Origin of the sequence: Brevibacterium otitidis (assembly GCF_042429315.1) — a bacterium.
Classification (GTDB): Bacteria; Actinomycetota; Actinomycetes; order Actinomycetales; family Brevibacteriaceae; genus Brevibacterium; species Brevibacterium otitidis.
In genome coordinates this window covers 22,386-44,491 of record NZ_JBHMAU010000068.1, presented here as the reverse complement: position 1 = coordinate 44,491, position 22,106 = coordinate 22,386, and the positions used below count along the sequence as shown (strand labels likewise).

Genomic DNA, 22,106 nt, shown 5'->3' with positions numbered 1-22,106 from the left:
CGCCGCCAGCGTTCGTCCTGAGCCAGGATCAAACTCTCCATAAAAAAATGAAAAACAAAACCCCAGCCGAAAACCAAAGAAAAAGACAAGAGAAAACCAAACAATAGTCATCAAATGTCACATCTCTGCTTCAACCAGAAAAAACTGGCATCACAAAAACAAACAAACACGCTATTGAGTTCTCAAAGAACAGACGCCCTCCGCAACTACCAGAGCTTTCCGCTCTGTTCACCGCGGCGCGGTCGGTTATTCACTTTAGACTCACACTTGAGTGCTTTGCAAATCGCTTGCTCGTGATCTGCGCCACACGCTTCTCCGCGCTGGATGGGCCGTGCTCGGCTTCCATCGTGAAGGTTCAGTGTCAGCTGTTCTCGACTGCCGTTCCAGTGGTAGCGAGGCGTCCAGCGGTTCGTATGCGACCGGGACGGCCTGCTCTCTTCGGTGTTTCCGTCGAGCAACAGGTACTAACTTACACACAGTTGCAGCGACTGTGCAACTCGAGGGCGCTGTGTTCTGCCTCACCGCTCATTCCATGCGGCAAAACTGGCCTCAGAACTGCATTCGACGGGCGTGCAATGTGCCTTGTTCTCCCCGCTGTCAGGCGGCGTGCGTGCGGCTGTGTCTGCCGGTGATGAGGAACAGGATGACAGCTGCTGGACCGATGACGATCCAGCCGGAGACGCCGAGCGGATTGGCGATGATGGGCCGGTCCCATGCGGCGTCGACAGCGATCATGATGCTGATGCTGGCTGCAGCATTGAAGGCACCGTGTCCGATGGCTGCAGGCCAGATCGAACCGGAGATCTCCCGCAGCCAGGTGAGGACAGCTCCAAAGCAGATGCAGCCGGCCATCATGACCGGAATCGAGATCGGCGATCGGGTGTCGAAGTTGTGGCCGAGCAGCAGCACCGGCGCATGCCAGGCTCCCCAGATCGCTCCGGACACGATGATCATCGCAACGTTGCCCATACCTCGGCGGCGGAGAGCAGCGGTGAGGTAGCCGCGCCAGCCCAGCTCCTCCCCCAGCGCGAGCACACCGTTGGGAATGAACGCACCGATGACGACCTGGACGATCTGCAGCAGCACGAGCAGGACCAGCGGCAGCGCCAGACCCGCCTCGGCCATCTGCTCCCGCACGGCTGTCATCTGCCAGTCCGGTTCGAAACCGCCGAGCAGGGGTGCAACGAGCCCCGCGATGACCACGAGGATGAAGGCCAGGCCGACGGCGAGGAAGCTGAAGAGCAGGACGCGGACGAACGGATGCTGTCGGCCGTTGTGGTTCGCCCTGCTGCCGTCGGGGCAGCGCAGGGATCCGGCGCCGAGTGCTGCGAAGGTCTGTCGGACGGGAACCTTCTCGACGGTGCGCATGACGAACAGGGCGCTGAGCGCCGGGGTGAGCATCATGAGCGACAGGAGCACCAGCGGTACGAGGCCGGCGACGAGGGCTTCTCCGGTGGGCGGCGCCTCGGGATCGGTGTTCGCAAGCTGCCCGGCAGGGCTGCCAGGGCCGAAGAAGAGATCGTAGTTGAGCCACAGCGGAAGCACGACGAGCCAGGCCAGGCCATAAGCCAGCAGGCAGAAGATGAAGATGCCGCGCCAGGAGCCGAAGACCGGTTCCTGCGGGAGTGCTGCCTGGCCGGGTGCCGGAGGTTCGGGTGCCGGCTGGCCGGGTGCCGCTGGGGAGTGCGTCACGGGTGCTCCTTGCTGCAGGGGATCCTGTCCTCAGACTATCGTCTGCTCATCTCATCCGCGTTCGATCGAGGGCGTCGCTCCAGGTCAGGCGGGAGTGTTGCGCCAGGTCACAAGTAGAATTCGGTTTCTCGCCGCTGCTTCTCGCGGTGTGTGCGAACTGGATAGTCTGCATCCATCGACGACAGATGCGATTCGAAGGAGAACCTGTGCACCTGCCGACTGTCCGGCTCATCACCGCTGCTGCCGCAGCGTCCGTCCTTGTCCTGGCCGGCTGCGGTCAGGGCTCCGACTCGGGCAACGCTGAGCCCACCCGTGATCTGACCTTCGCCACCGGCGGCACGGCCGGTGTCTACTACCCGCTCGGCAGTGAGTTCAGCCGCCTGTTCCAGGAGGAGGTCGAAGGGCTGAGCGTTGTTGCGGTTGAGACCGATGGCTCAGTCGACAACCTCGGCCGGATCGCCAAGGGCGAGGCGCAGCTGGCGTTCTCCCAGACGAACACCGCCAACAATGCCCGCGATGCGGAAGCGGAGTTCAGCGATCTGGATCGGGGCATCGACAACATCGGATTCATCGGCCAGATCTACCCTGAGGCCGTCCACGTCATCACGCTGGAGGACAGCGGCATCGAGACCTTCGAGGATCTCAAGGGCAAGCGGGTGGCGATCGGCGCTCCCGGTTCGGCGAACAAAGCCGTTGCAGCGCTGCTGTTCGACGCTTACGGGATCGAGGAGGGCGACTACACGCCGTTCGAGGAGAGCTTCGCGGATGCCCGTTCGAAGCTGCAGGACGGTCATGTCGATGCCTCGATCGAGATCATCGGTGTGCCGGCGGCTTCGCTGGGCGAGCTCGATGCCAGCGCCGATGTGCGGCTCATCTCCCTCGATGAGGACAAGGCTGAGGAGGTGTCTGCGGACAACCACTATGAGACCTATACGATCCCCGGCGGTTCCTACGGCTTCGCGGATGAGGACATCACCACGGTTGCGGTCTTCGCCTCGATCGTCGCCTCCCTCGATCAGGTCAGCGAAGAAGACGCGTACGGCATCACGAAGACGATCTACGAACGGTCTGAGGACATCACGCTGGCGCAGAAGCGGTTCATCAATCTTGATGATGCGCTGTTCGGCCGCGGTGGTGTGCCGCTGCATCCGGGAGCCAAGCGCTACTACGAAGAGCAGGGCATCGACACCGGCGAGTGACGTACACGAGCCGCTGCCGTGGTGACACGGCGGCTGCGGTGCTGAATGCGGCGAGGGCCGGTGTGCATATGCACGCCGGCCCTCGCCGTCGGCTGGGCGGTTTCGCCCGGCCGCGGCAGTCAGCACGAGCCTGTCAGCTGATGACGGTGAGCGCGCCGAGGGTCTTCTTGCCGCGGCGCAGCAGCACGACACCGTGGGCGCCGGCAGCGAGCACATCATCGGTGGTGATCGTCTGCTCGCCGTCGGTGACCTTGACGTTGTTGACGTAGGCGCCGCCGTCCTTGATCGCGCGGCGCGCCTCGCCCTTGGACTTGACGATGCCCGAGGCGGCGAAGGCATCGGCGACCGGCATCCCGTCCGAGATCTCGGCGGCCGGCACCTCGGCGCCGGGCAGCTCGGCGGTGGCCGAGCCCAGGGTTCCCGCGTCGAGAGCTGCCAGTTCGCCGGAACCGAAGAGCGCCTCGGCGGCGGCGAAGACCTGCTGGGTGGTCTGCTCCCCGTGCACAAGAGAGGTGACGTCCTCGGCCAGAGCGCGCTGCGCGGCCCGCTTGTGCGGGGCGGCGGCGAACTCCTCGCCGATCTGCTCGATCTCCTCCAGCGAGCGGAATGAGAAGACCTTGAGGAACTTCATGACATCGCGGTCATCGGCGTTGAGCCAGAACTGGCTGAACGCGTACGGGCTGGTGAGCTCGGGGTCGAGCCAGACTGTGCCCGATTCGGTCTTGCCGAACTTGGTGCCGTCGGCCTTCGTCATGAGCGGGGTGGCCATGGCGTGCACGCTCGTGCGCTCGACGCGGCGGATGAGATCAGCACCAGCGGTGAGGTTGCCCCACTGGTCGGATCCGCCGTGCTGCAGCGTGATGCCGTAACGGCGGTAGAGCTCGAGGTAGTCGTTGCCCTGCAGGATCTGGTAGGCGAACTCGGTGAACGAGATGCCGTGTTCGCTCTGCAGGCGGGCGGCGACGGTCTCCTTGGCCAACATCCGGTTGACCGAGAAGTGCTTGCCGATATCGCGCAGGAAGTCGATCGTCGAGATCTCACCGGTCCAGTCGAGGTTGTTGACCAGCTGAGCTGCGTGCGGGCCCTCGACGTCAAGGAAGCGCTCGATCTGGGCGCGGATCTTCTCCACCCAGCCTTCGACGACATCGCGTTCGTTCAGGGTGCGCTCACCGGACATCCGCGGGTCGCCGATGAGGCCGGTGGCACCACCGACGAGGGCGTACGGATTGTGGCCGGCCAGCTGCAGCCGGCGGGCGAAGAGCAGCTGGACGAGGTTGCCCATGTGCAGGCTGGGTGCGGTCGGGTCGAAACCGATATAGAAGCTGACCGGACCTGCGTTGAGCGCCTGCTGCAGCGCCTCCTCATCGGTGGACAGCGCCACCAGGTCGCGGGCCTTCAGCTCACGGAAGATATCAGTCACGATTCACCTTTTCTCATCTGGTCTGCGCGGCGCCGGAATCCGTGGCAGTCACCGCGCTGGCGCCGGGCGGATTCTTCCCGGCAGCACCACAGTGCATATCTTACTCAGACGCGCGGGGGTGACGGGGCGGGGTCCGTATGGCTGACGTCGGGCCGCGGCCGAGATGGTAGTCGAGCAGCACGGAGGGGCGGGACCAGCACGTGGCTGGACCCGCCGCTCTGGATCGTCGGTCAGTATGAGAAGAAGCCGACGCCGCCGGCTCGGCAGGTGAGGACGTGTCTGCCCGACTCTGCATCGGTTGGAACGGTGCCGAGGATCGGGTCCGACGCCTCGTCAAAAGCGTCCCCAAGAGGAATCCCGACCTTGAAGCGACGCCACTCATCGCCTTCATAGTGGCCGTACTCGAGCCACCGTCCGTCTTTCTCCACCTGCCAGTGGTACCTGACAACGGTTTGGCCAGCACGAGGATCGTTGATGAGAAGCACGTGTTCCAGACGGCCGTCGCTGGCCACTTCCTGCAGTGCCGACACAGCGTCTGAGTTGATCGGCCAGTAGTGGCGTGCCCTCTCCCGCGCTTCCTCATCGCTCCATGGTTCGCGTGGATCCCACCCACGACGCACCCGCTCTGTGTCGTCATCGCTGGTCAGTGTCCGGAACACACCGTCGACGAAGTGCGGCTGATCTACAGGAACGAGGTCCTCGCTGAAGCTCATGTCCTCGCCAGTTCCCTTGACAGCGATGACAAGGGTATCGCCGGAGCGCTCTCCGCCAGGGCAGAACTCGTAGATCTCGTCGACAGAGATGCTCTCGACGTCGAACGTCTCTGCCCCGTAGTAGCGGCGGACTTCGGCAGCTGGCTTCAGCAGATTTGCGGACTGACGGCCGCGTACAAGATTGGTCAATCCGACTCCCATGCTGTCGAGCAATTCGATTGTCAGGGCCTCCAGCGCAAAAGCATCGTTCTCGCTGATGCCACCCTTAACGATGTAGGCATACTGCTCAAGGTCGATCTCATCGTCACTCGACTCGAGAATCTCGCGGATCGCCGTGTGCTTCGCTGTCAGCATCGGGCCGTCCTCATCGGCGGTGTTGATGTCCTCAAGCCTGGAGATCTCACGCTTCGCATCGCGGAAGTGGCTCGCCCAGCGAGTCCCGGTTCCTTTCCCGACGTAGAAGACAGAATGCGGATCGAAGGTCTCCCCTGCGGGCGCCTGCGTCAGCGCATAGACATAGTAGTTGTCCTCGTTCGACACGATGTGTTCGCTCGTCATGTTTTCCTCCCTGTGCTGCGTGCTCGATCACGTACTTCGCTTCGACTTCGCCGAGGTAGTCGCTAGCCGCGCCGCCCAGCACCATCTCGCTTCCTCTGTTCCGAACTTCTCTTTCCTGGTGTGCTCTGCAGCACACTTGAAATATTAATGCACTGCTCCGCACTTTGTCTAGTTGCTTAATGATACATTCCAGTTCATACTGTTGTGCATGGTGACGATGAAGACCGCAGTGGCAGCACAGGGATACTCGATGGTTCGGCAGAAGACGTTCGGTTCGACACCGTATGAAATGTGGTCGCTGACCTCGCAGGCGACCCGGGAGCGGTTCTTCGCAGTCGTCGTTCGTACGCTCAACCGCGACAGTCTCTTCCGCATCAGCGATGTCGTCGCATTCGGCCGCCGCTTCAAGGTCGCCAGCGCCGTCATTCTGCGTGCAGGTGACGACGTCGAGATCGTGTCGCCTGAAGAAGCACTGGCAGCCGTCTCCGATAGGCTGAGAACCCAGCTCACACGCCGGATCACGCGAGCAGAAGTGACAACGCAGACGACCGACGAACTGCCCGCTGCTGAGATCGAGAAAGACCTGGCGCTGCTGGAGCAGGAGATCGCTGACATCGAGGAGGAGATCCGTGGAGCACCGTGATGCCGTCGAGCTGGTGTCATTGCGCAGCATCTGGACGCAGTTGGAGATCTCCAACCACGGTGCGAACGCAATGGCAGGTGCGGGTCTGCTCGGCCAGTCGTACGTCCTCAAGAGTGAAGACAGCTCCCGGGCCCAGCCATTGTTCTTCGAAGCCAGCTACATTGATGAATTGGCCGGCCGGCCGCATGTGAGCAGGGCTGATGTTCAGGCACTTGCGGCACGCACCCGAGCTGAGATCGTCCTCGTCATCCGTCAAAGCGGCCCGCAGAAGGAAGACCCAGCTCTCTGGGGCCGCACGTGGTTCGGGTTCGATGCCCGCAAGGCCTACAGCTCTGACCCCAATAAAGTGCGCGAACAGGATGAGGCCACCCGGAGGCTCTGGAAGATCTCGGCGGTCAACCGCGCACGGCTGGATTCGATGGAGCGCCACGGCGGATTCGGGATGCTCATCGCCACAGTCGGAGGACTAGTTGTGTGGACGCGTGAGATCACCGGCCTCGACCCCGAGGTGAACGCGGCCGATCCCGAGCGCTACGGCTTCACTGTTCGTGAGGCAGGAAGCTGGCAGGAGAAGCTGCGCGGCAACTGGCTGCGCACCGGCAAGGGCCCGTCGGTGCTGACGTGGCTGCCGGACCGGTCTTGACCTACCGCGATTTTCGATCCCGTCCGGGGAACTGCGCCCCCAGCAGTCGCAGCAGCGGTTCGGCTTTGACTGCGGTCTCTTCGAACTCGGCTGACGGGTCTGACAGTGCGGTGATCGCACCGCCGACTCCGTAGCTGAAGCCCCCGGCGGTGATCACGAGAGTGCGGATGACCATCGACAGGTCGAGTGCACCAGACAGTGAGAAGTAGCCGAGCGCACCGGAGTAGATGCCGCGCGGGCCGGCTTCGAGGTCGTCGATGATCTCCATCGTCCGCAGCTTCGGCGCCCCGGTCATCGACCCGCCGGGAAAGCAGGCGCGCAGGCAGTCGACGACGCCCGTATCTTCGGCCAGCTGGGAGCGCACGGTGCTGACAAGCTGATGGACGGTGGCGTAGCTTTCGACCTCCAGGAACTGCGGGACCTCGATGCTGCCGGGCACCGCGGTGTGCGTCAGGTCGTGGCGGACCAAGTCGACGATCATGAGGTTCTCCGCCCGCTCCTTCTCACTCGCCTGCAGCTCAGCACGCATGAGCGCGTCGGCCTGCGGGTCGGACGAGCGCGGGCGGGTGCCCTTGATCGGCTTCGATGTCGCCTGCCGGTCAGCGGTGATGGCGAGGAACCGTTCGGGAGAGGTCGAAAGCACCCCGATCTCCCCGAAGTGCAGCAGGCCGGCACGCGGGCTGCGGCTGGTGGCGCGCAGTCTCCGGTAGGTCTCGACGATTGGCAGGCGCGCCTCGCCGCTGAGCTCATTGGTCAGGCAGATCTCGTAGCTCTCCCCCGCCCAGACGTGCTCATGGCACCGGTCGATGAGTGCCTCATAGGCGTCCCGGTCGTGGCGCAGCGTCAGGTCACCGGTGATGGGCAGATCGCTGGGTGGCGGCACCGGGCCCGAGGCGGTGAGTGCGTGGGCGGCCGCAGCGAACCATGCCTCGGTGCTGGCTTCGTGGGCCGGGGTGGTGAGTGCGAGCAGGTGGGCGGTGCCGGTGTGGTGGTCGATGATGATCGCACGGTCGGCGAAGAGAAGCTGCGCATCCGGCAGCGGTGAGGCATGGGCGGCGCTGCCGCCGCATTCGGCTTTGAGCTCGTAGCCGAGGCTGCCGATCCACCCGAGGGCGAATCCACACCCGGTATCCGGCAGCTTGATCGTGCTGCGGATCTCCCGCATCCCGGCCTCTTCACCGGCGAGCCAGTCGAAGAACCCGGAGGTGATCGTCTGCTCCCCTGCCGGGCCGGTGACCGTCAGCGTCCCCGCGGGGACGTCGGCGGTGACCCGGTGCGCCAGTGGCCCGGAGGCGTCGCCGAGGATGCTGAAGCGCCCATCGGGGTGAGCCGGGTCGCGGCTGTCGAACCAGAAGGCATGCGTGCTGTCGGCGAAGATACCTGTGAAGACGGCCTCCGCCGGGACGGTCAGAGGATGTGTCTGATGTACCAATCGCAGTCCGGGCAGCGCTGCGAGCTCACCGGCGACCGGTGCACCGGAACCGTCGGCAGCCGGGCCGGCCGCCGCCTCGGGCGCAGGCGTGCGCTCGGCCGCAGCCTCGGGAGCGGGCGTGCGCTCGGCTGACGGCGAGGGATCCGCAGCGCGATGCGAATCGTGTTCGGGCCGGTGTGTGGCGTTCCAGTCGGCGGCGAGCGCGAGGAAGTTCGCAAGTATCTGCCGGCCGGCGGCGGTGGCGATGGATTCGGGGTGGAACTGCACACTCCAGGCCGGTCGGCTGCGGTGTGTCAGCCCCATGATGGTGCCGTCTTCGGCGCGGGCGGTGACGTTCAGGTGCGGGCCGGGGTCAGTGACGGTCAGGGAGTGGTAGCGGACCACTTCGGTGCCGGCGGGCACGCCTGTGAAGACGCCGGTGCCGGTGTGGCTGAGGGTTGAGGTGCGGCCGTGGCGGGGTTCGGCGGCCTGGCCGATCGTCCCGCCGCAGGCGAGTGCCAGGGCTTCGTGACCGAGGCAGACTCCGAGCAGCGGGATCGGCACCTCAGCGAGCACCCGAGAGCTGATGCCGATGTCGCTGGGCTCCTCCGGGGTGCCGGGACCCGGTGAGATGACGACGGCGTCATAGCTGGTGAGGTCATCGAGCACGGCCGGATTGCTGCGGTGGGAGATGACGTCAGGGGTGGTGCCGGTGAGGGTGGCGATGAAGTCGACGAGGTTGTAGGTGAAGGAGTCGTCGTGGTCGATGATGAGGATCCGGCTCACCGCTCACCTGCCTTCGGGTTCTGTGCCTGCTGGGCCGGTGCGGCCCGCAACTGAAGTAAAGCACATACCGGTGCGTAGGCGTCGGGACGACGACGCCCGCCGTCTCGCCCGAGGTGTGGGCGAGACGGCGGGCGATCCGTCGTGGTGCGCTGGGCTCAGCGGGTCGTCGAGGAGGCGAACTCACGCAGGCGGGCGAGTTCCGCCTCGGCGTTGGCCAGCTGCTGGGCGACCGCGCTGCGGGCGGTGCCGCCCTTGGCGCTGCGCGCGTCGATCGAGCCGAGGGTGGTGAGCACCTCGCGCATCTCGGGTGTGAAGTGCTCGGAGATCTCCGCATAGTCCTCATCGGAGAGATCCCACAGCTCGACACCGCGCGACTCAGCCTTGGCAACCGCTGCCCCGGAGAGTTCGTGGGCGACACGGAAGGGCACGCCCTGGCGGACGAGCCATTCGGCGACATCGGTGGCCAGCGCGAAGCCGCGCGGAGCCAGATGCGCCATCCGCTCGGTGTTGAACGTCAGCGTCTGCACCATCCCGGCGAACGCCGGCAGCACGAGGGCCAGGGTGTCGACGGCGTCGAAGACCGGTTCCTTGTCCTCCTGCAGGTCGCGGTTGTAGGCCAGCGGCATCGCCTTGAGGGTGGCGAGCAGCCCGGTGAGGTCGCCGATGAGGCGGCCGGCCTTGCCGCGGGCGAGCTCGGCGACATCCGGGTTCTTCTTCTGCGGCATGATCGACGAGCCCGTCGAGAAAGCATCGTCGAGGGTGATGAAGGAGAACTCGGCGGTTGCCCAGGCGATGATCTCCTCGCTCAGCCGCGACAGGTCGATGCCGGTCATCGCTGCAACGAACGTGAACTCTGCGAACACGTCGCGGCTGGCTGTGCCGTCGATGGAGTTCCCCACCGAATCGGAGAACCCGAGCTCAGCGGCGACTGCCTGCGGGTCGAGGTCGAGGGAGGACCCGGCGAGCGCGCCGGAGCCGTACGCCGAGGCGTCAGCGCGGGCGTCGAGGTCGCGCAGCCGGTCGACATCGCGCATGAGCGGCCAGGCGTGGGCGAGCAGGTGGTGGGCCAGCAGCACCGGCTGGGCGTGCTGCAAGTGGGTGCGCCCGGGCATCGGTGCTTCCGGGTGGGCCTTCGCCTGCGTGATGAGCGCGTCGACGACGTCGAGGACGAGACCGGCGATGATGCGGGCGGAGTCGCGGATGTACATCCGGCCCATCGTCGCGATCTGGTCGTTGCGTGAGCGCCCGGCCCGCAGCTTGCCGCCGAGTTCGGGCCCGGCGATCTCCAAAAGGCCGCGCTCGAGTGCGGAATGGACGTCCTCATCGGAGTCGGCTGCGGTGAACTCACCGGAGGTCACGCGGCGCTCGAGCTCATCGAGAGCGGCGATCATGCCGTCGAGCTCAGACTCGTCGAGGAGGCCTGCCCGGTTGAGCACGCGGGCGTGCGCCCGGGAGCCGGCGAGATCATAGGCGGCCAGCCGCCAGTCGAAGTGCGTCGACTTCGACAGCAGCGCCACGGCATCCGAGGGTCCCGAGGCGAACCGGCCGCCCCACAGGGCCAGCCGCCCCGGCGCCTCGGACCCGGGGGCGGCATCCGGTCCGGATGCCGTCCCAACACCGCCTGCGTGCTCGGGTGAGGTTCCTGGTGTCGGGCTCACAGCCGGATTCCCTTGCCGAACTTGTGGTCACGGGCGGCGGCCTGCTTCGAGGACAGTCCGTAGATGTCGATGAACCCGCGGGCCGACGACTGGTCGAAGGTATCGCCTTCGTCGTAGGTGGCCAGGCCGAAGTCGTACAGCGAGGACTCCGAGCGCCGGCCGGTGACGGTGGCGCGGCCGCCGTGCAGCTCCATGCGGATCTCGCCGTTGACGTACTCCTGGGTGTCGTCGATGAACGCGTCGAGGGAGCCCTTGAGCTCGGAGAACCACTGGCCGTCGTAGACGACCTCAGTCCAGCGCTGGTCGACGGTGCGCTTGAAGCGGGCCTGCTCGCGCTCGAGCGTGATGTTCTCCAGCTCCTTGTGCGCGGCGATGAGGGTCATCGCGCCGGGGGCCTCGTAGATCTCGCGGCTCTTGATGCCCACGAGGCGGTCCTCGACGATGTCGATGCGGCCGATGCCCTGGGCGCCGGCACGCTGGTTGAGCTCTTCGATCGCCTGCAGCGGGGTGACGTCGCGGCCGTCGATCTGCACCGGGATGCCCTTCTCGAAGGTGATGGTGACCTCATCGGCCGGCGGCGGGAAGGCCGGGTCGTCGGTGTAGTCGTAGACGTCTTTGGTGGGGCCGTTCCAGATGTCCTCGAGGAAGCCGGTCTCGACGGCGCGGCCCCACACGTTCTGGTCGATGGAGAACGGGTTGGACTTCGTCGTCACGATTGGCAGCTCATTGCGTTCGGCGTATTCGATCGCCTTCTCGCGGGTGAGGGCGAGGTCGCGGACCGGGGCGATGCACTTCATGTCCGGGGCCAGGGAGGTGATGCCGACTTCGAAGCGGACCTGGTCGTTGCCCTTGCCGGTGCAGCCGTGGGCGACGGTCGTGGCACCGTACTTGCGGGCGGCGGTGACGAGGTGCTTGACGATGACCGGGCGGGAGAGCGCCGAGACGTTCGGGTAGGCGTCCATGTACAGGGTGTTGGCTTTGAGCCCGGGCATGCAGTATTCGTTGGCGAACTCGTCGCGGGCATCGGCGACATAGGCCTCGACGGCACCGCAGTCGAGGGCGCGCTGGCGGATCGTCTCCAGATCCTCGCCTCCCTGGCCGACGTCGACGGCCATCGCCACCACCTCGGCACCGGTCGCCTCCTGGATCCAGCCGATGGCCACCGAGGTGTCGAGGCCGCCTGAGTAGGCGAGCACAATGCGTTCAGTCATGTCGGGACTCCTTTTCGGAAAGGTCGTTGCTGTTCAGAATATGGGTTCGGGCCCGCCGGGGCGCACCTGCACCCCGGCCGGCCCGCAGGCATGTGGTTATGCGTCGCCGGCCAGCTCGTGCAGCTTCTCAGCCAGGGCCTCCCCGCTGGTGGACTCGCCGGCGATGACGAGGACGGTGTCGTCGCCGGCGATCGTGCCGAGCACCTCGGGGATGACAGATCGGTCGAGCGCTGAAGCCAGGTACTGGGCGGCCCCGGGCGGGGTGCGCAACACGACGAACTGCCCCGAGCTGGTGGCGGTCACGAGCAGCTCTTCGAGCAGTCGCTGCAGCTTCGCATCGAGCAGGTCGGTGGCCTGGGCGGACTGCAGGCTGCGGTCCCCGCCCTCGCCGGGCACGGCGTAGACGGAGCCCTTGGCGGTGCGCACCTTGACCGCGCCGAGATCGACGAGGTCGCGTGACAGGGTCGCCTGGGTGACGGAGAAGCCGCGGCCGGTCAGCAGCCCGGCGAGCTCGGTCTGCGAGCGAATCACCTCCGTGCGGATGAGCTCGATGATGAGCTGCTGGCGGGCGGCCTTGGTCGTCGGGGTCAGCTGTTCGCTCATGCGCGTGCCTCCAGCCAGGCCATGAGCCCCATCTGGGCGTGCAGCCGGTTCTCGGCCTCGTCGAAGACGACCGACTGCGGCCCGTCGATGACCTCGGCGGTGATCTCCTGCCCGCGGTAGGCCGGCAGGCAGTGCATGACGAGTGCGCCCTCGGCGGCGACATCGAGGAGTGCGGAGTTGACCTGGTAGGGCATGAACGGCGAGTCGGTGCCGCCCCGGCCCTGAGCGTCCTGGCCCATCGACACCCACGTGTCGGTGACCAGCACATCGGCGCCGGTGGCTGCCGCCTGAGCGTCGACGATGATCTCAATCGACCCGCCGGTCTCGGCGGCGAGCGCGGTCGCGCGTTCGACGGTCGCGGCGGCCGGCTGATGGCTGGCCGGTGCTGCGATACGCACGTGCATGCCGGCGTTGGCGCCGGCGAGCAGGTAGGAGTTGGCCATGTTGTTCGCGCCGTCGCCGAAATAGGCCAGCGTCGTGCCGGCCAATCTTCCGGGTGCGTCGGTGGGCCGGTGCTCGCGGATGGTGAGCAGGTCGGCGAGCAGCTGGCAGGGGTGGTAGTCATCGGACAGGGCGTTGATGACCGGCACCGAGGAGTTCGCGGCCATCTCTTCGAGGCCGGCCTGCGCGTAGGTGCGCCAGACGATCATCGAGACCATCCGCGACATCACCTGCGCGGTGTCAGCGATCGACTCCTTGTGCCCGAGCTGCGCCTCGCCGGGGTTGATGATGAGCGGGCTGCCACCGAGCGCTGCGATGCCTGCGGCGAAGGACACGCGGGTGCGGGTGGAGGTCTTGTCGAAGATGACGGCTACGGTCTGCCGTGCCGCGCCCGAGGCGGTGGCTGCCTGCCCGGCAAACGGCACCTGGGTGCCGGGGTCGGCTTTGAGTTCGGCGGCCAGGTCGAGGACCTCGAGCAGTTCGGTGGGGCTGAGGTCGGTGTCGGTGAGGAAGTGTCGGGTCATGACTGTGCCTTCACGGTCTCGGCGATGAGTGCTGGCAGGGCGTCGATGAAGTCCTGCAGCTGTACGGGGGTGATGATGAGCGGGGGTGCCAGGCGGATCCGGTCGCCGGTGACCGGGTTGATGATGAAGCCGGCCCCCTGCGCGGCTGCCGCGAGTGCCTGGGCGACGGGCAGCTCACCGGCGTCTGCCTGCTGCGGGTCGGTGATGGCGAAGGAGCGCAGCAGGCCGGCCCCGCGTGCCCCGGTGATACCGGGGATTGCGGTGAGCTGTTCGGCCAGCCAGTCACCGGTCTCACGGACGTGGGCGAGCAGTCCGTCTGTCTTGATGGTGTCGAGCACGGCGAGGGCTGCGGCGGCGCTGACGGGGTTGCCGCCGAAGGTGGTGCCGTGCTGGCCGGCACCGAGCAGTGCACTGACCTTCTCGCCGATGGTGATGAGTCCGCCGATCGGGATGCCGCCGGCCAGTCCCTTGGCCACGGTGATCGCATCGGGCGTGATGCCCTCGCCGACCTCCGGGTGCTGGAAGGCGAACCAGTGGCCGGTGCGGCCGATGCCGGTCTGGACCTCGTCGAGGATCATGAGCGCACCGGCCTCGCGCGTCGCCTCGCGCACGGCAGTGAGATACCCGGCTGGGTGCAGGCGCACGCCGCGCTCTCCCTGGATCGGTTCGATGATGACGGCGGCGACCGTGTCATCGACGGCGGCTCTCAGGGCGTCGGTGTCGCCGAAGGGCACATGGGTGACCTCGGGCATGAGCGGGGCGAAGGGTGCGCGGTAGGCTTCCTTAGCCGTCAGCGACAGGGCGCCGATGGTGCGGCCGTGGAAGGCGCCGTCGACGGCGATGATCCTCGACCGACCCGAGCTGCCGGCTTCAGGGGCACCCACCCGGCGGGCGAGCTTGATGGCGGCCTCATTGGCCTCGGTGCCGGAGTTGGCGAAGAACACCTGGGAGCCTGCCGGTGCGCCGGCGATCTCCAGCAGCTTCGACGCCAGGTTCAGCTGCGGGTCGGTGGTGAAGAAGTTCGAGACGTGGTCGATCGTCGACAGCTGACCGGTCACCGCCTCGGTGATGGCCGGGTGGCCGTGGCCGAGCGTGTTGACGGCGATGCCGCCGAGCAGATCGAGGTAGTCCTTGCCGGCATCGTCGGTGACGGTGCAGCCGCGAGCTGCGACGAGCTTGGCCTTCGGGGTGCCGAAGACCGGCAGCATCGTCTGGGCGTAGTCGTCCTGCCAGCTCATGCCTGTCCTCCCTTCGTGTGGTCGTCCTGGACCATCGTGCCGATGCCTTCGGTGGTGAAGACCTCCAGCAGCAGCGAGTGGGCCATCCGGCCGTCGATGATGTGTGCCTGCCGCACGCCGGCTTCCACTGCTTCGAGCGCGGCGGTCATCTTCGGGATCATCCCGGAGTCCAGGCGCGGCAGCAGCTCGCGCAGCTCGGCCGGGGTGATCGCTGAGAGCAGTGAGTCTTCGTCCGGCCAGTCGGCGTAGAGCCCGGGCACGTCGGTGAGCATGACGAGTTTGTCCGCACCGATCTGCCGGGCGATCGCCGCGGCGGCGAGGTCGGCGTTGATGTTGAGTGGCTTGTTGACGGCTCCGCCTGCTTCGGTGGCGATCGAGCAGATGACCGGGATGCGGCCGGCGGCCAGCAGCTCGTTGATGAGCTCGGTGTTGACCGAGACGATCTCGCCGACCCGGCCGAGATCGATCTCCTCACCGTCGACGGTGGCGGTTGTGCGCGTGGCCAGCAGCAGATCGCCGTCCTCTCCGGAGAGACCGACAGCGGCGTCACCGTTCTGGTTGATGCGGGCGACGACCTCGCGGTTGACCTGCCCGGAGAGCACCATCCGCACGACCTCGGCGGCCTCTTCGCTGGTGACCCGCTGGCCGGCGCGGAATTCGCTTTCGATGCCGAGACGATCGAGCATCCGGGAGATGTGCGGGCCGCCGCCGTGGACGACGATCGGGCGGAGCCCGGCGAAGCGCAGGAAGGCGATGTCGTCGGCGAAGGACTGCTGCAGCTCCGGGGAGACCATCGCGTTGCCGCCGTACTTGATGACGATGGTCGCGCCTTTGAAGGTCTTGATCCACGGCAGCGCCTCGGTCAGGGTTTCGGCTTTGGCCTGGGCTTGGACGAGCCGGTGGGCTGACGATGTCTCAGTCATGATGAGTAGGCGCTGTTCTCCTCGACGTAGTCATGGGTCAGGTCCGAGGTCCACACGCTGGCCTCGAAGTTCCCGGCGTGCAGGTCGATCTCGACGACGACGCGGCGGTCGAAGAGCACCTCGGCGGGATCGGCTGCCGGGGCGGAGCCGACGCAGACGGGCACGCCGTTGAAGGTGACGTCGATGGCCTGCGGGTCGAATTCGGCGTCGGTGGTGCCGACCTGGGCGACGACGCGGCCCCAGTTCGGGTCCTCGCCGAATACGGCGGCTTTGAAGAGGTTCGAGCGGGCGACTGCGCGGGAGACGTCGACGGCCTGCTGTTCGGAGAAGGCTCCGCGGGTGGTGATGGTGATGTCGTGGCCGGCGCCCTCTGCGTCGGTGTGCAGCTGGGCGGTGAGCTCGGCGCACACCTCGGTGAGCAGGCGGGTGAACTCGACGAGGTCGGCCTGGTGTTCGGAGGCCCCAGAGCTCATGACGATGACGGTGTCGTTGGTCGACATGCAGCCGTCGGTGTCGAGCCGGTCGAAGGTCTTCTGCGTCGCTGACCGCAGGGCGATGTCGAGGTCGGCCGCTTCGACGACGGCGTCGGTGGTGATGACGACGAGCATCGTCGCCAGGCCCGGTGCGAGCATGCCGGCACCTTTGGCCATGCCGCCGATGCGGTAGGCGGTGCCCTCGCGGGTGGCGGTTTTGGCCACGGTGTCGGTCGTCATGATCGCCTCGGCGGCAGCGGCACCTGCTTCCGGGGTCTCGTTGGCAGCGTCGAGTGCGGAGGCGAGAGTGTCGAGGATCGGCGTGCGGAACTCCGGTCCGCCGATGCCGATGAGCCCGGTCGAGCAGACGAGCACCTCACCGGCATCGGTGCCGAGCAGTTCGGCTGTGCGGGCGGCGGTGAGTGCGGTCGTCTCGTAGCCGTAATCGCCGGTGTAGCAGTTCGCTCCGCCGGAGTTGAGCACCACCGCCCGGGCGGTGCCGTCTGCTGAGGCCTGCTGGCTCCACAGCACGGGGTTGGCCTTGCAGCGGTTGGCGGTGTAGACGGCAGCGACCGCATCGACGGGGCCGTCGTTGACGACGACAGCGAGGTCGGCTTTTCCGCTGGGCTTGAGTCCGGCGGTGGCGCCTGCGGCGCGGAAACCGCGCGGGTAGGTGACGCTCATGATGCGACTCCATTCGGCTGGCGAGTCGGCGGTGGCGGTGGCAACCGCTGTTCAGTATGCATAAGAATACATTACGAGTGAACTTTATTCATCTCTGGCGGTGTCACTGTGAGGGAGCTCACGGCCGCCGGGCCGCGCGCCCGCGCCTCAGGGAGCCAGCCCCCCGGTCGGCAGACCGGTCGCCTCGGGTAGGCCGAGGGCGAGGTGGGCCGACTGCAGCGCCTGGCCAGCGGTGCCGCGCACGAGGTTGTCGAGGGCTGCGACGACGACGATCCGGCCGGCGCGCTCGTCGATGCCGAACTGCAGGTGAGCGGTGTTCGAGCCGGTGGTGGCTGACAGCTGCGGCCAGGACCCGTCGCCGAGCACGTGCACAAAGGGCTCATCGGCGTATGCGGCGGCATACACCTCGGCGACGGCCTCGCGCGTCAGCTGGGCGCCACCAGCCGGGACGGCTGAGAGGGTGGCGAGGATGCCGCGGCTGACGGGGATGAGGGTGGGGGTGAAGGAGATGCGCACCGGCCCGTCGGCGGGATCAGCGCCGAGGGCGAGGTTGAGGTTCTGTTCGATCTCGGGTACGTGCCGGTGGGTGCCGGCCACGCCGTAAGGGGAGGCGTTGCCGAGGATCTCGGCTGCTGTCAGGTGGGGCTTGAGCGCCCTGCCGGCCCCGGAGACACCGTTGGCCAGCACGGCGCTCAGTCCGGCCGGTTCGATGAGCCCGGCCTGCAGCAGCGGGCCGAAGCCGAGCGTCACGGCGGTGACATTGCAGCCGGGCACTGCGATCCGGCGGGTCTGCCTCAGCGCCTCGCGCTGCTTGGTGCCGTCGGCGAGCAGCATCTCCGGCAGGCCGTAGGTCCAGGTGCCCGGATGGTCGCTGCCGTAGAAGGCCTCCCAGGCGGCTGGGCTGATGAGGCGGTGGTCGGCGGCGAGGTCGATGATGAGGGTCTCAGGTGAGGTCTCGGCGAGCGCGGCGGCGATCTCGCCCGAGGCGCCGTGCGGCAGAGCGAGGACGACGACATCGTGACCGGCGAGCACCTCGGCGGTCGAGGGCTTGACGATCATGTCGCCGTAGGCGAGCAGATGGGGCTGGTGGACCACCAGCCGGTCACCGGCGCTCGAATGGCCGCAGACCGTTGTAACGTGAAGTTCCGGGTGACTGCTCAGCAGCCTGAGGACCTCACCGCCGGCATAGCCGGTGGCGCCTGAGACTGCGACTGACATTCGCGACATATGCATAATCATACTGCACCATCGAACTTTATTCAGGAGGGGCTGTGGCCCACGTTGTACAGGCGATCGAAGCCGGCGGACCGGAGGTGCTGCGCTGCACCGAGATCGACGACCCGCAGGCAGGTCCCGGCGAGCTCCTCGTCGAGGTCGCCGCTGCCGGCATCAACTTCATCGACACCTACCGGCGCAGCGGACTGTATCCGATGGAGTTCCCGCACATCGTCGGCAGCGAAGGCGCCGGACGCGTCATCGCTGTTGCCGATGGTGTCACCGGTTTCTCCGTCGGCGACCGGGTCGCCTGGCACAACGCGCCCGGCTCCTATGCCACCCGTGTCGCCGTCCCAGCTGACGGCGTGCTGCGGGTGCCCGAAGGTGTGTCCGATGAGGTCGCTGCCGCGATCCCGCTCCAGGGCCTGACCGCCCAGTACCTGGCGACGGGTTCGCACCGCCTCGAGCCGGGGGAGACCGCCCTCATCCACGCCGGTGCCGGCGGAGTCGGACTGCTGCTCACCCAGCTGGCCAAGCACCTCGGCGCCCGTGTCATCACGACGGTCTCGACTGAGGAGAAGGCCGAGCTGTCCCGCGGTGCCGGAGCGGATGAGGTGTTCCTCTACGGTGAGGGCGTCGACATCGCCGCCACCGTCCGCGAGCTCACCGACGGTAAGGGTGTCGACGTCGCCTATGACGGGGTCGGCAGGGACACCTTCGACGCGTCGCTGGCCTCGCTCAAGGTGCGCGGTTCGCTCGTGCTCTTCGGCGCTGCCTCCGGGCCGGTCGAGCCCTTCGACATCCAGCGGCTCAACTCCTCCGGTGGGCAGTTCCTCTCCCGCCCCTCGCTGCAGTGGTTCGTCCGCAGCCCCGAGGAACTGGCCGAGCGTTCGGGCATGCTCTTCGACGGGCTCTCGACCGGCTGGCTCGACTTCCGCGTCGGCCACGAGTTCCCGCTCGCGGAGGCTGCCGAGGCGCATCGTGCGCTCGAGGGACGCAAGACCACCGGCAAGGTCATCCTCAAGCCCTGATCCGGGCGTTGCGCTTCCCGACGGCGGGATCTTAGGGGTGCCGTCGGGAAGGGCGTCGATGATGGCCGCGGTGCCGCCAGCTCATGTCCCACTATCGTGCACTGTCCGGATGCGTTCAACCCGTCAATCGGCTGATGAGCCTGGCTTCGATCCGGGGTCGCGCTACTTGAATCGCCGGGTCGCCAGCGCCGGCGCCAGCACGACCGCGGCGAGCACGAAGCCGCCTAACAGCACCCACGCGCCGAAGTAGGTGAACAGCTTGAGATCCGGAGCCAGCGGCGGGCCGAAGTCAGCTGACATCATGACGACGCCGCCGAGGATGAGGGCGGTGGCGATGATGACCTGGACCAGCTGGTCGACCGTCGTGCGCACGAGGTTCTTGATGAGGTCGATGTTGAGGCCGCTGGTGCCGATGTCGAGGGTGCCGTCCTCCAGGTGCTGGGCGATTCGGCTGATCTGGGCCGGCAGCGAGGCGAGCATCGGAGCGTTGGCGGTGACGTAGAGGTCAGCGTGGCCGAGGCTGTCCCGGAAGCTCACCGCCCCGCGCATGAGCGTGTCGCTGTGAGCGCGCACGAGGTCGAGCAGGTCGATTGTCGGATCGAGCTTCTTGAGGCTGCCTTCCAGCGTGGAGATCGCCCGGAATGCATCGGCGACAGCGGTGGGCAGTTCGAAGCCGTTGTCGACGACGAAGGACAGCAGCTCGGAGAACATCGCCGATGAGCTTCCGGAGCCGCCGTCGAACTGGAGCATGATCTGGCCGATCTCGCGCTGCAGCAGACGGATGTCGACGCCGGCCGGCACGCCGAACAGGTCGAGGATCGCGGTGGTGGCGGCCTGCGAGTTCTGCCGTTCGAAGGCCATGAGCAGCAGGGCGATGTCGCGGCGGTCGCGCATGTCGAGGCGGCCGACATTGCCGAAGTCGATGAGCCCGAGGCGTCCGGCCGGGTCGATGAGGATGTTGCCGGCGTGCAGGTCGGCGTGGAAGACGCCCTTGTGCAGCACCTGCCGGGCGACGGTCATGAAGAGCTGGTCGGCTGCCTCCCGGCGGGCAATCTTCGAGAGGTTCGCGACCACGTCTCCGGCCTTCGACAGGGGGATGCCGTCGACGCGCTCGAGGACGATGACGCGTTCGCCGCTGAGTTCGGGGTGCACGCGCGGGACGTCGACGAGCGGCTGCCCGTCGGGCCCGTGGGGCCAGCCGTTGCCGTGGTGCTGGACGGCCTCGCGCAGCAGCTGGGTGTTGCGCACCTCGGTGCCGTAGTCGAGCTCTTCGCTGAGCGATTCGAGGAAGCCGCGGGCGATCGAGCGCACGCCGATCTTCTTCGCCCAGCCTGCCCGGTTGTGCGCCTGGTCAGCCAGCGCGCGGATGATGTCGGAATCGGCGCGGACCTGCTTGCGCAGGTGCGGACGCTGGACCTTGACGACGACTGGGGTCCCGTCCGGCAGCCGGGCGGCGTGGACCTGGGCGACCGAAGCGGCAGCCAGCGGCGTCTCGTCGAAGGTGGAGAACACCTCATCGACGGGTCTGCCGAAGGAGCGCTCGAGCACCGGACGGATCTGGTCGAAGTCGACCGGCGGCACATCGGACTGCAGCTTGGAGAACTCCTCGACGAACTCGACGGGCACAACGTCGGAGCGGGTGGCGATGAACTGGCCGAGCTTGACGAAGGTGACGCCTGCGGCGGCGAACGCCTCGGCGGTGGTGCGTGCGATCTCGCGCATCGAGACCTTCAGGGTCGGGATCCGCGGGCGCAGGTAGCGGGCGAGTCCGTAGCGCAGCAGGATGCGCTGGATCTGGGAGACGCGGCTGACCCGCCGGTAGAGCACCGGCAGGCGCACGATCTGGCGCATGACCGAGGTGAAGGTGCCGGAGGGCAGCACGAGTTCGATGGCCAGCAGCAGGAACATCTGGATGACGATGAGCCAGGCGAAGATGAGCAGGAAGACCATCACGGCCGGGAAGCTCATCTCGATCCACGGGATCTGCCCGCCCTGGGAGATGCCGAGCAGCTCGTAGCTCTGCAGGGTGATCGGCCACAGCGACATGCCCATGACGAGCGAGACGATCGTGTTGCGCAGCGTCCCGGTGCCGACGGTGATCGTCCGGCGCACGAGCACGCCGACGATGACCGCATTGAGCAGACCGAGGAGGATCGAGTAGAGCACGTTCATGTTCGTCTGCCTTCCTCGTGTCTGCCCAGCTTCAGCGGATGTCCATCTCCGTGATCAGCTTACGGACTTGTGAGCCGGCTGCGGGGATCTGCTGGCTGAGCGTTTCTGCAGTGTCGTGACCAGCGCGGATGTAGCGGCCGGTCCACCCGTCGAGCTCACCGGAGCCTGCTGCGAGCGCCAGTGCGGCGAGCTCGGCAGGTGAAGTCCAGTCGGCGTCGGTGCGCCAGTCGTGCATCGGCATCGAGGCGGTCATGTCCGAGCGGATGACGCCGGGTGCCAGTTCGAAGATCTTCAACCCCTTCTCGTCGCCGAAGTGGACGACGGAGTCGGCGATCCGGAACAGCGCAGCCTTCGATGCTGAGTAGGCGCCGTAGGCGGGGGTGCCCTGCGCGCCGGATCCGGAGTTGAGGTCGATGATGCGGCCCGGCTGGCCGGTCGCTTCGGCGGTGGCGATGAGGACCGGGGCGAAGGCGTTGATCATGAGCAGTGGACCGATGACATTGGTGCCGATCACCTCGACGAGGGAGGCCGGGTCGGCTTCCCACAGCGGGCCTTCGCTCGATTCGACCCGCCCGGCGTTGTTGATGAGCACCCCGAGGCGCACTCCCGTGGCCTGGGCATGTGCCTCGATGTCGCCGCGCAGGGCGGCCACGGAGTCCGGCTGCGAGACGTCGACGCCGAACCCGGTCACCGTGCCCGAGGTCTCGGCGGCGATCTCAGCGGCAGCCGCCTGGGCGCGGGCGGTGTCGGTGGCGGTGATCGCCACCGGGTAGCCGGCGGCGGCGAAGCCGGTCGCCAGGATCCGGCCGATGCCGCGGGCTCCCCCGGTGATGAGGGTCAGCGGTCGGGTGGTCTGCGGTGCGGCCAT

At 67.0% G+C, this 22,106-nt stretch carries 18 protein-coding genes; 4 read left to right on the top strand and 14 right to left on the bottom strand.

All coding sequences use genetic code 11. The annotated features are described in order from the left end of the window. Window positions 1–597: 597 nt before the first annotated feature. Window positions 598–1,692 carry a CPBP family intramembrane glutamic endopeptidase gene (locus tag ACFFN1_RS11265; protein ID WP_376840836.1) on the bottom strand — a complete coding sequence of 365 codons (1,095 nt, stop codon included), beginning with the start codon at window positions 1,690–1,692 and terminating at the stop codon, window positions 598–600. A gap of 206 nt (window positions 1,693–1,898) precedes the next feature. Here ACFFN1_RS11265 and ACFFN1_RS11260 point away from each other — a divergent pair, with 206 nt between their 5' ends. Beyond that, complete coding sequence (locus ACFFN1_RS11260; protein WP_376840835.1) at window positions 1,899–2,891, top strand: TAXI family TRAP transporter solute-binding subunit; 993 nt, start codon at window positions 1,899–1,901, stop codon at window positions 2,889–2,891. A 133-nt stretch (window positions 2,892–3,024) separates the two neighbouring features. Here ACFFN1_RS11260 and tyrS read toward each other — a convergent pair whose 3' ends face one another. Both tyrS and ACFFN1_RS11250 read right to left on the bottom strand, forming a co-directional pair. Continuing rightward, the gene (tyrS, locus tag ACFFN1_RS11255) at window positions 3,025–4,311 is read right to left on the bottom strand and encodes a tyrosine--tRNA ligase (protein ID WP_376840833.1); all 1,287 of its coding nucleotides are present in this window, start codon (window positions 4,309–4,311) and stop codon (window positions 3,025–3,027) included. 230 nt (window positions 4,312–4,541) lie between these two features. Further along, window positions 4,542–5,564: a GIY-YIG nuclease family protein gene (locus ACFFN1_RS11250; RefSeq protein ID WP_376840832.1), complete on the bottom strand. Its 1,023-nt coding sequence runs from the start codon at window positions 5,562–5,564 to the stop codon at window positions 4,542–4,544. Window positions 5,565–5,790: 226 nt separating this feature from the next. Between ACFFN1_RS11250 and ACFFN1_RS11245 the strand changes: the two genes are divergently transcribed. Together ACFFN1_RS11245 and ACFFN1_RS11240 are read left to right on the top strand one after the other, a co-directional pair. Further along, window positions 5,791–6,225 carry a hypothetical protein gene (locus ACFFN1_RS11245; protein WP_376840830.1) on the top strand — a complete coding sequence of 145 codons (435 nt, stop codon included), beginning with the start codon at window positions 5,791–5,793 and terminating at the stop codon, window positions 6,223–6,225. Beyond that, window positions 6,212–6,868: a hypothetical protein gene (locus ACFFN1_RS11240; protein WP_376840828.1), complete on the top strand. Its 657-nt coding sequence runs from the start codon at window positions 6,212–6,214 to the stop codon at window positions 6,866–6,868. The genes ACFFN1_RS11245 and ACFFN1_RS11240 overlap by 14 nt, the downstream gene beginning before the upstream one ends. A 1-nt stretch (window position 6,869) precedes the next feature. Here ACFFN1_RS11240 and pabB read toward each other — a convergent pair whose 3' ends face one another. From pabB to argC, 9 genes are all read right to left on the bottom strand, one after another. After that, complete coding sequence (pabB, locus tag ACFFN1_RS11235; RefSeq protein WP_376840826.1) at window positions 6,870–9,065, bottom strand: aminodeoxychorismate synthase component I; 2,196 nt, start codon at window positions 9,063–9,065, stop codon at window positions 6,870–6,872. A 155-nt stretch (window positions 9,066–9,220) separates the two neighbouring features. Further along, complete coding sequence (gene argH / locus ACFFN1_RS11230; RefSeq protein WP_376840825.1) at window positions 9,221–10,723, bottom strand: argininosuccinate lyase; 1,503 nt, start codon at window positions 10,721–10,723, stop codon at window positions 9,221–9,223. Beyond that, entirely contained in the window at window positions 10,720–11,934 is a 1,215-nt protein-coding gene (locus ACFFN1_RS11225; protein ID WP_376840824.1) for an argininosuccinate synthase, read from the bottom strand. The genes argH and ACFFN1_RS11225 overlap by 4 nt, the downstream gene beginning before the upstream one ends. A 96-nt stretch (window positions 11,935–12,030) precedes the next feature. Next, the gene (locus ACFFN1_RS11220; RefSeq protein ID WP_376840823.1) at window positions 12,031–12,537 is read right to left on the bottom strand and encodes an arginine repressor; all 507 of its coding nucleotides are present in this window, start codon (window positions 12,535–12,537) and stop codon (window positions 12,031–12,033) included. Continuing rightward, a complete protein-coding gene (gene argF, locus ACFFN1_RS11215; protein ID WP_376840821.1) occupies window positions 12,534–13,502 on the bottom strand; it encodes an ornithine carbamoyltransferase in 969 nt (322 codons plus the stop codon). The genes ACFFN1_RS11220 and argF overlap by 4 nt, the downstream gene beginning before the upstream one ends. Beyond that, on the bottom strand, window positions 13,499–14,740 hold the full coding sequence (locus ACFFN1_RS11210; RefSeq protein WP_376840820.1) for an acetylornithine transaminase: 1,242 nt from the start codon (window positions 14,738–14,740) through the stop codon (window positions 13,499–13,501). Before ACFFN1_RS11210 ends, argF begins: the two co-directional genes overlap by 4 nt. Then, the gene (gene argB / locus ACFFN1_RS11205; RefSeq protein ID WP_376840819.1) at window positions 14,737–15,663 is read right to left on the bottom strand and encodes an acetylglutamate kinase; all 927 of its coding nucleotides are present in this window, start codon (window positions 15,661–15,663) and stop codon (window positions 14,737–14,739) included. Before argB ends, ACFFN1_RS11210 begins: the two co-directional genes overlap by 4 nt. After that, window positions 15,660–16,820 carry a bifunctional glutamate N-acetyltransferase/amino-acid acetyltransferase ArgJ gene (argJ, locus tag ACFFN1_RS11200; protein ID WP_376840818.1) on the bottom strand — a complete coding sequence of 387 codons (1,161 nt, stop codon included), beginning with the start codon at window positions 16,818–16,820 and terminating at the stop codon, window positions 15,660–15,662. Before argJ ends, argB begins: the two co-directional genes overlap by 4 nt. Before the next feature lie 147 nt (window positions 16,821–16,967). Then, window positions 16,968–18,047, bottom strand: coding sequence for an N-acetyl-gamma-glutamyl-phosphate reductase (gene argC, locus ACFFN1_RS11195; RefSeq protein ID WP_376840817.1), 1,080 nt, complete (start codon window positions 18,045–18,047; stop codon window positions 16,968–16,970). 44 nt (window positions 18,048–18,091) lie between these two features. Here argC and ACFFN1_RS11190 point away from each other — a divergent pair, with 44 nt between their 5' ends. Further along, window positions 18,092–19,066, top strand: coding sequence for a quinone oxidoreductase family protein (locus tag ACFFN1_RS11190; RefSeq protein WP_376840816.1), 975 nt, complete (start codon window positions 18,092–18,094; stop codon window positions 19,064–19,066). A 162-nt stretch (window positions 19,067–19,228) separates the two neighbouring features. Here ACFFN1_RS11190 and ACFFN1_RS11185 read toward each other — a convergent pair whose 3' ends face one another. After that, a complete protein-coding gene (locus ACFFN1_RS11185; RefSeq protein WP_376840815.1) occupies window positions 19,229–21,238 on the bottom strand; it encodes an ABC1 kinase family protein in 2,010 nt (669 codons plus the stop codon). A 31-nt stretch (window positions 21,239–21,269) separates the two neighbouring features. Beyond that, the gene (locus tag ACFFN1_RS11180; protein ID WP_376840814.1) at window positions 21,270–22,106 is read right to left on the bottom strand and encodes an SDR family NAD(P)-dependent oxidoreductase; all 837 of its coding nucleotides are present in this window, start codon (window positions 22,104–22,106) and stop codon (window positions 21,270–21,272) included.

Coding starts and splice junctions, on each gene's coding strand:
- argB (WP_376840819.1), bottom strand. CDS start 15,663: ATGACTGAGACATCGTCAGCCCACCGGCTCGTCCAAGCCCAGGCCAAA.
- argF (WP_376840821.1), bottom strand. CDS start 13,502: ATGACCCGACACTTCCTCACCGACACCGACCTCAGCCCCACCGAACTG.
- ACFFN1_RS11180 (WP_376840814.1), bottom strand. CDS start 22,106: ATGGCCGCACCGCAGACCACCCGACCGCTGACCCTCATCACCGGGGGA.
- ACFFN1_RS11210 (WP_376840820.1), bottom strand. CDS start 14,740: ATGAGCTGGCAGGACGACTACGCCCAGACGATGCTGCCGGTCTTCGGC.
- ACFFN1_RS11245 (WP_376840830.1), top strand. CDS start 5,791: ATGGTGACGATGAAGACCGCAGTGGCAGCACAGGGATACTCGATGGTT.
- ACFFN1_RS11220 (WP_376840823.1), bottom strand. CDS start 12,537: ATGAGCGAACAGCTGACCCCGACGACCAAGGCCGCCCGCCAGCAGCTC.
- ACFFN1_RS11225 (WP_376840824.1), bottom strand. CDS start 11,934: ATGACTGAACGCATTGTGCTCGCCTACTCAGGCGGCCTCGACACCTCG.
- ACFFN1_RS11185 (WP_376840815.1), bottom strand. CDS start 21,238: ATGAACGTGCTCTACTCGATCCTCCTCGGTCTGCTCAATGCGGTCATC.
- argC (WP_376840817.1), bottom strand. CDS start 18,047: ATGTCGCGAATGTCAGTCGCAGTCTCAGGCGCCACCGGCTATGCCGGC.
- argJ (WP_376840818.1), bottom strand. CDS start 16,820: ATGAGCGTCACCTACCCGCGCGGTTTCCGCGCCGCAGGCGCCACCGCC.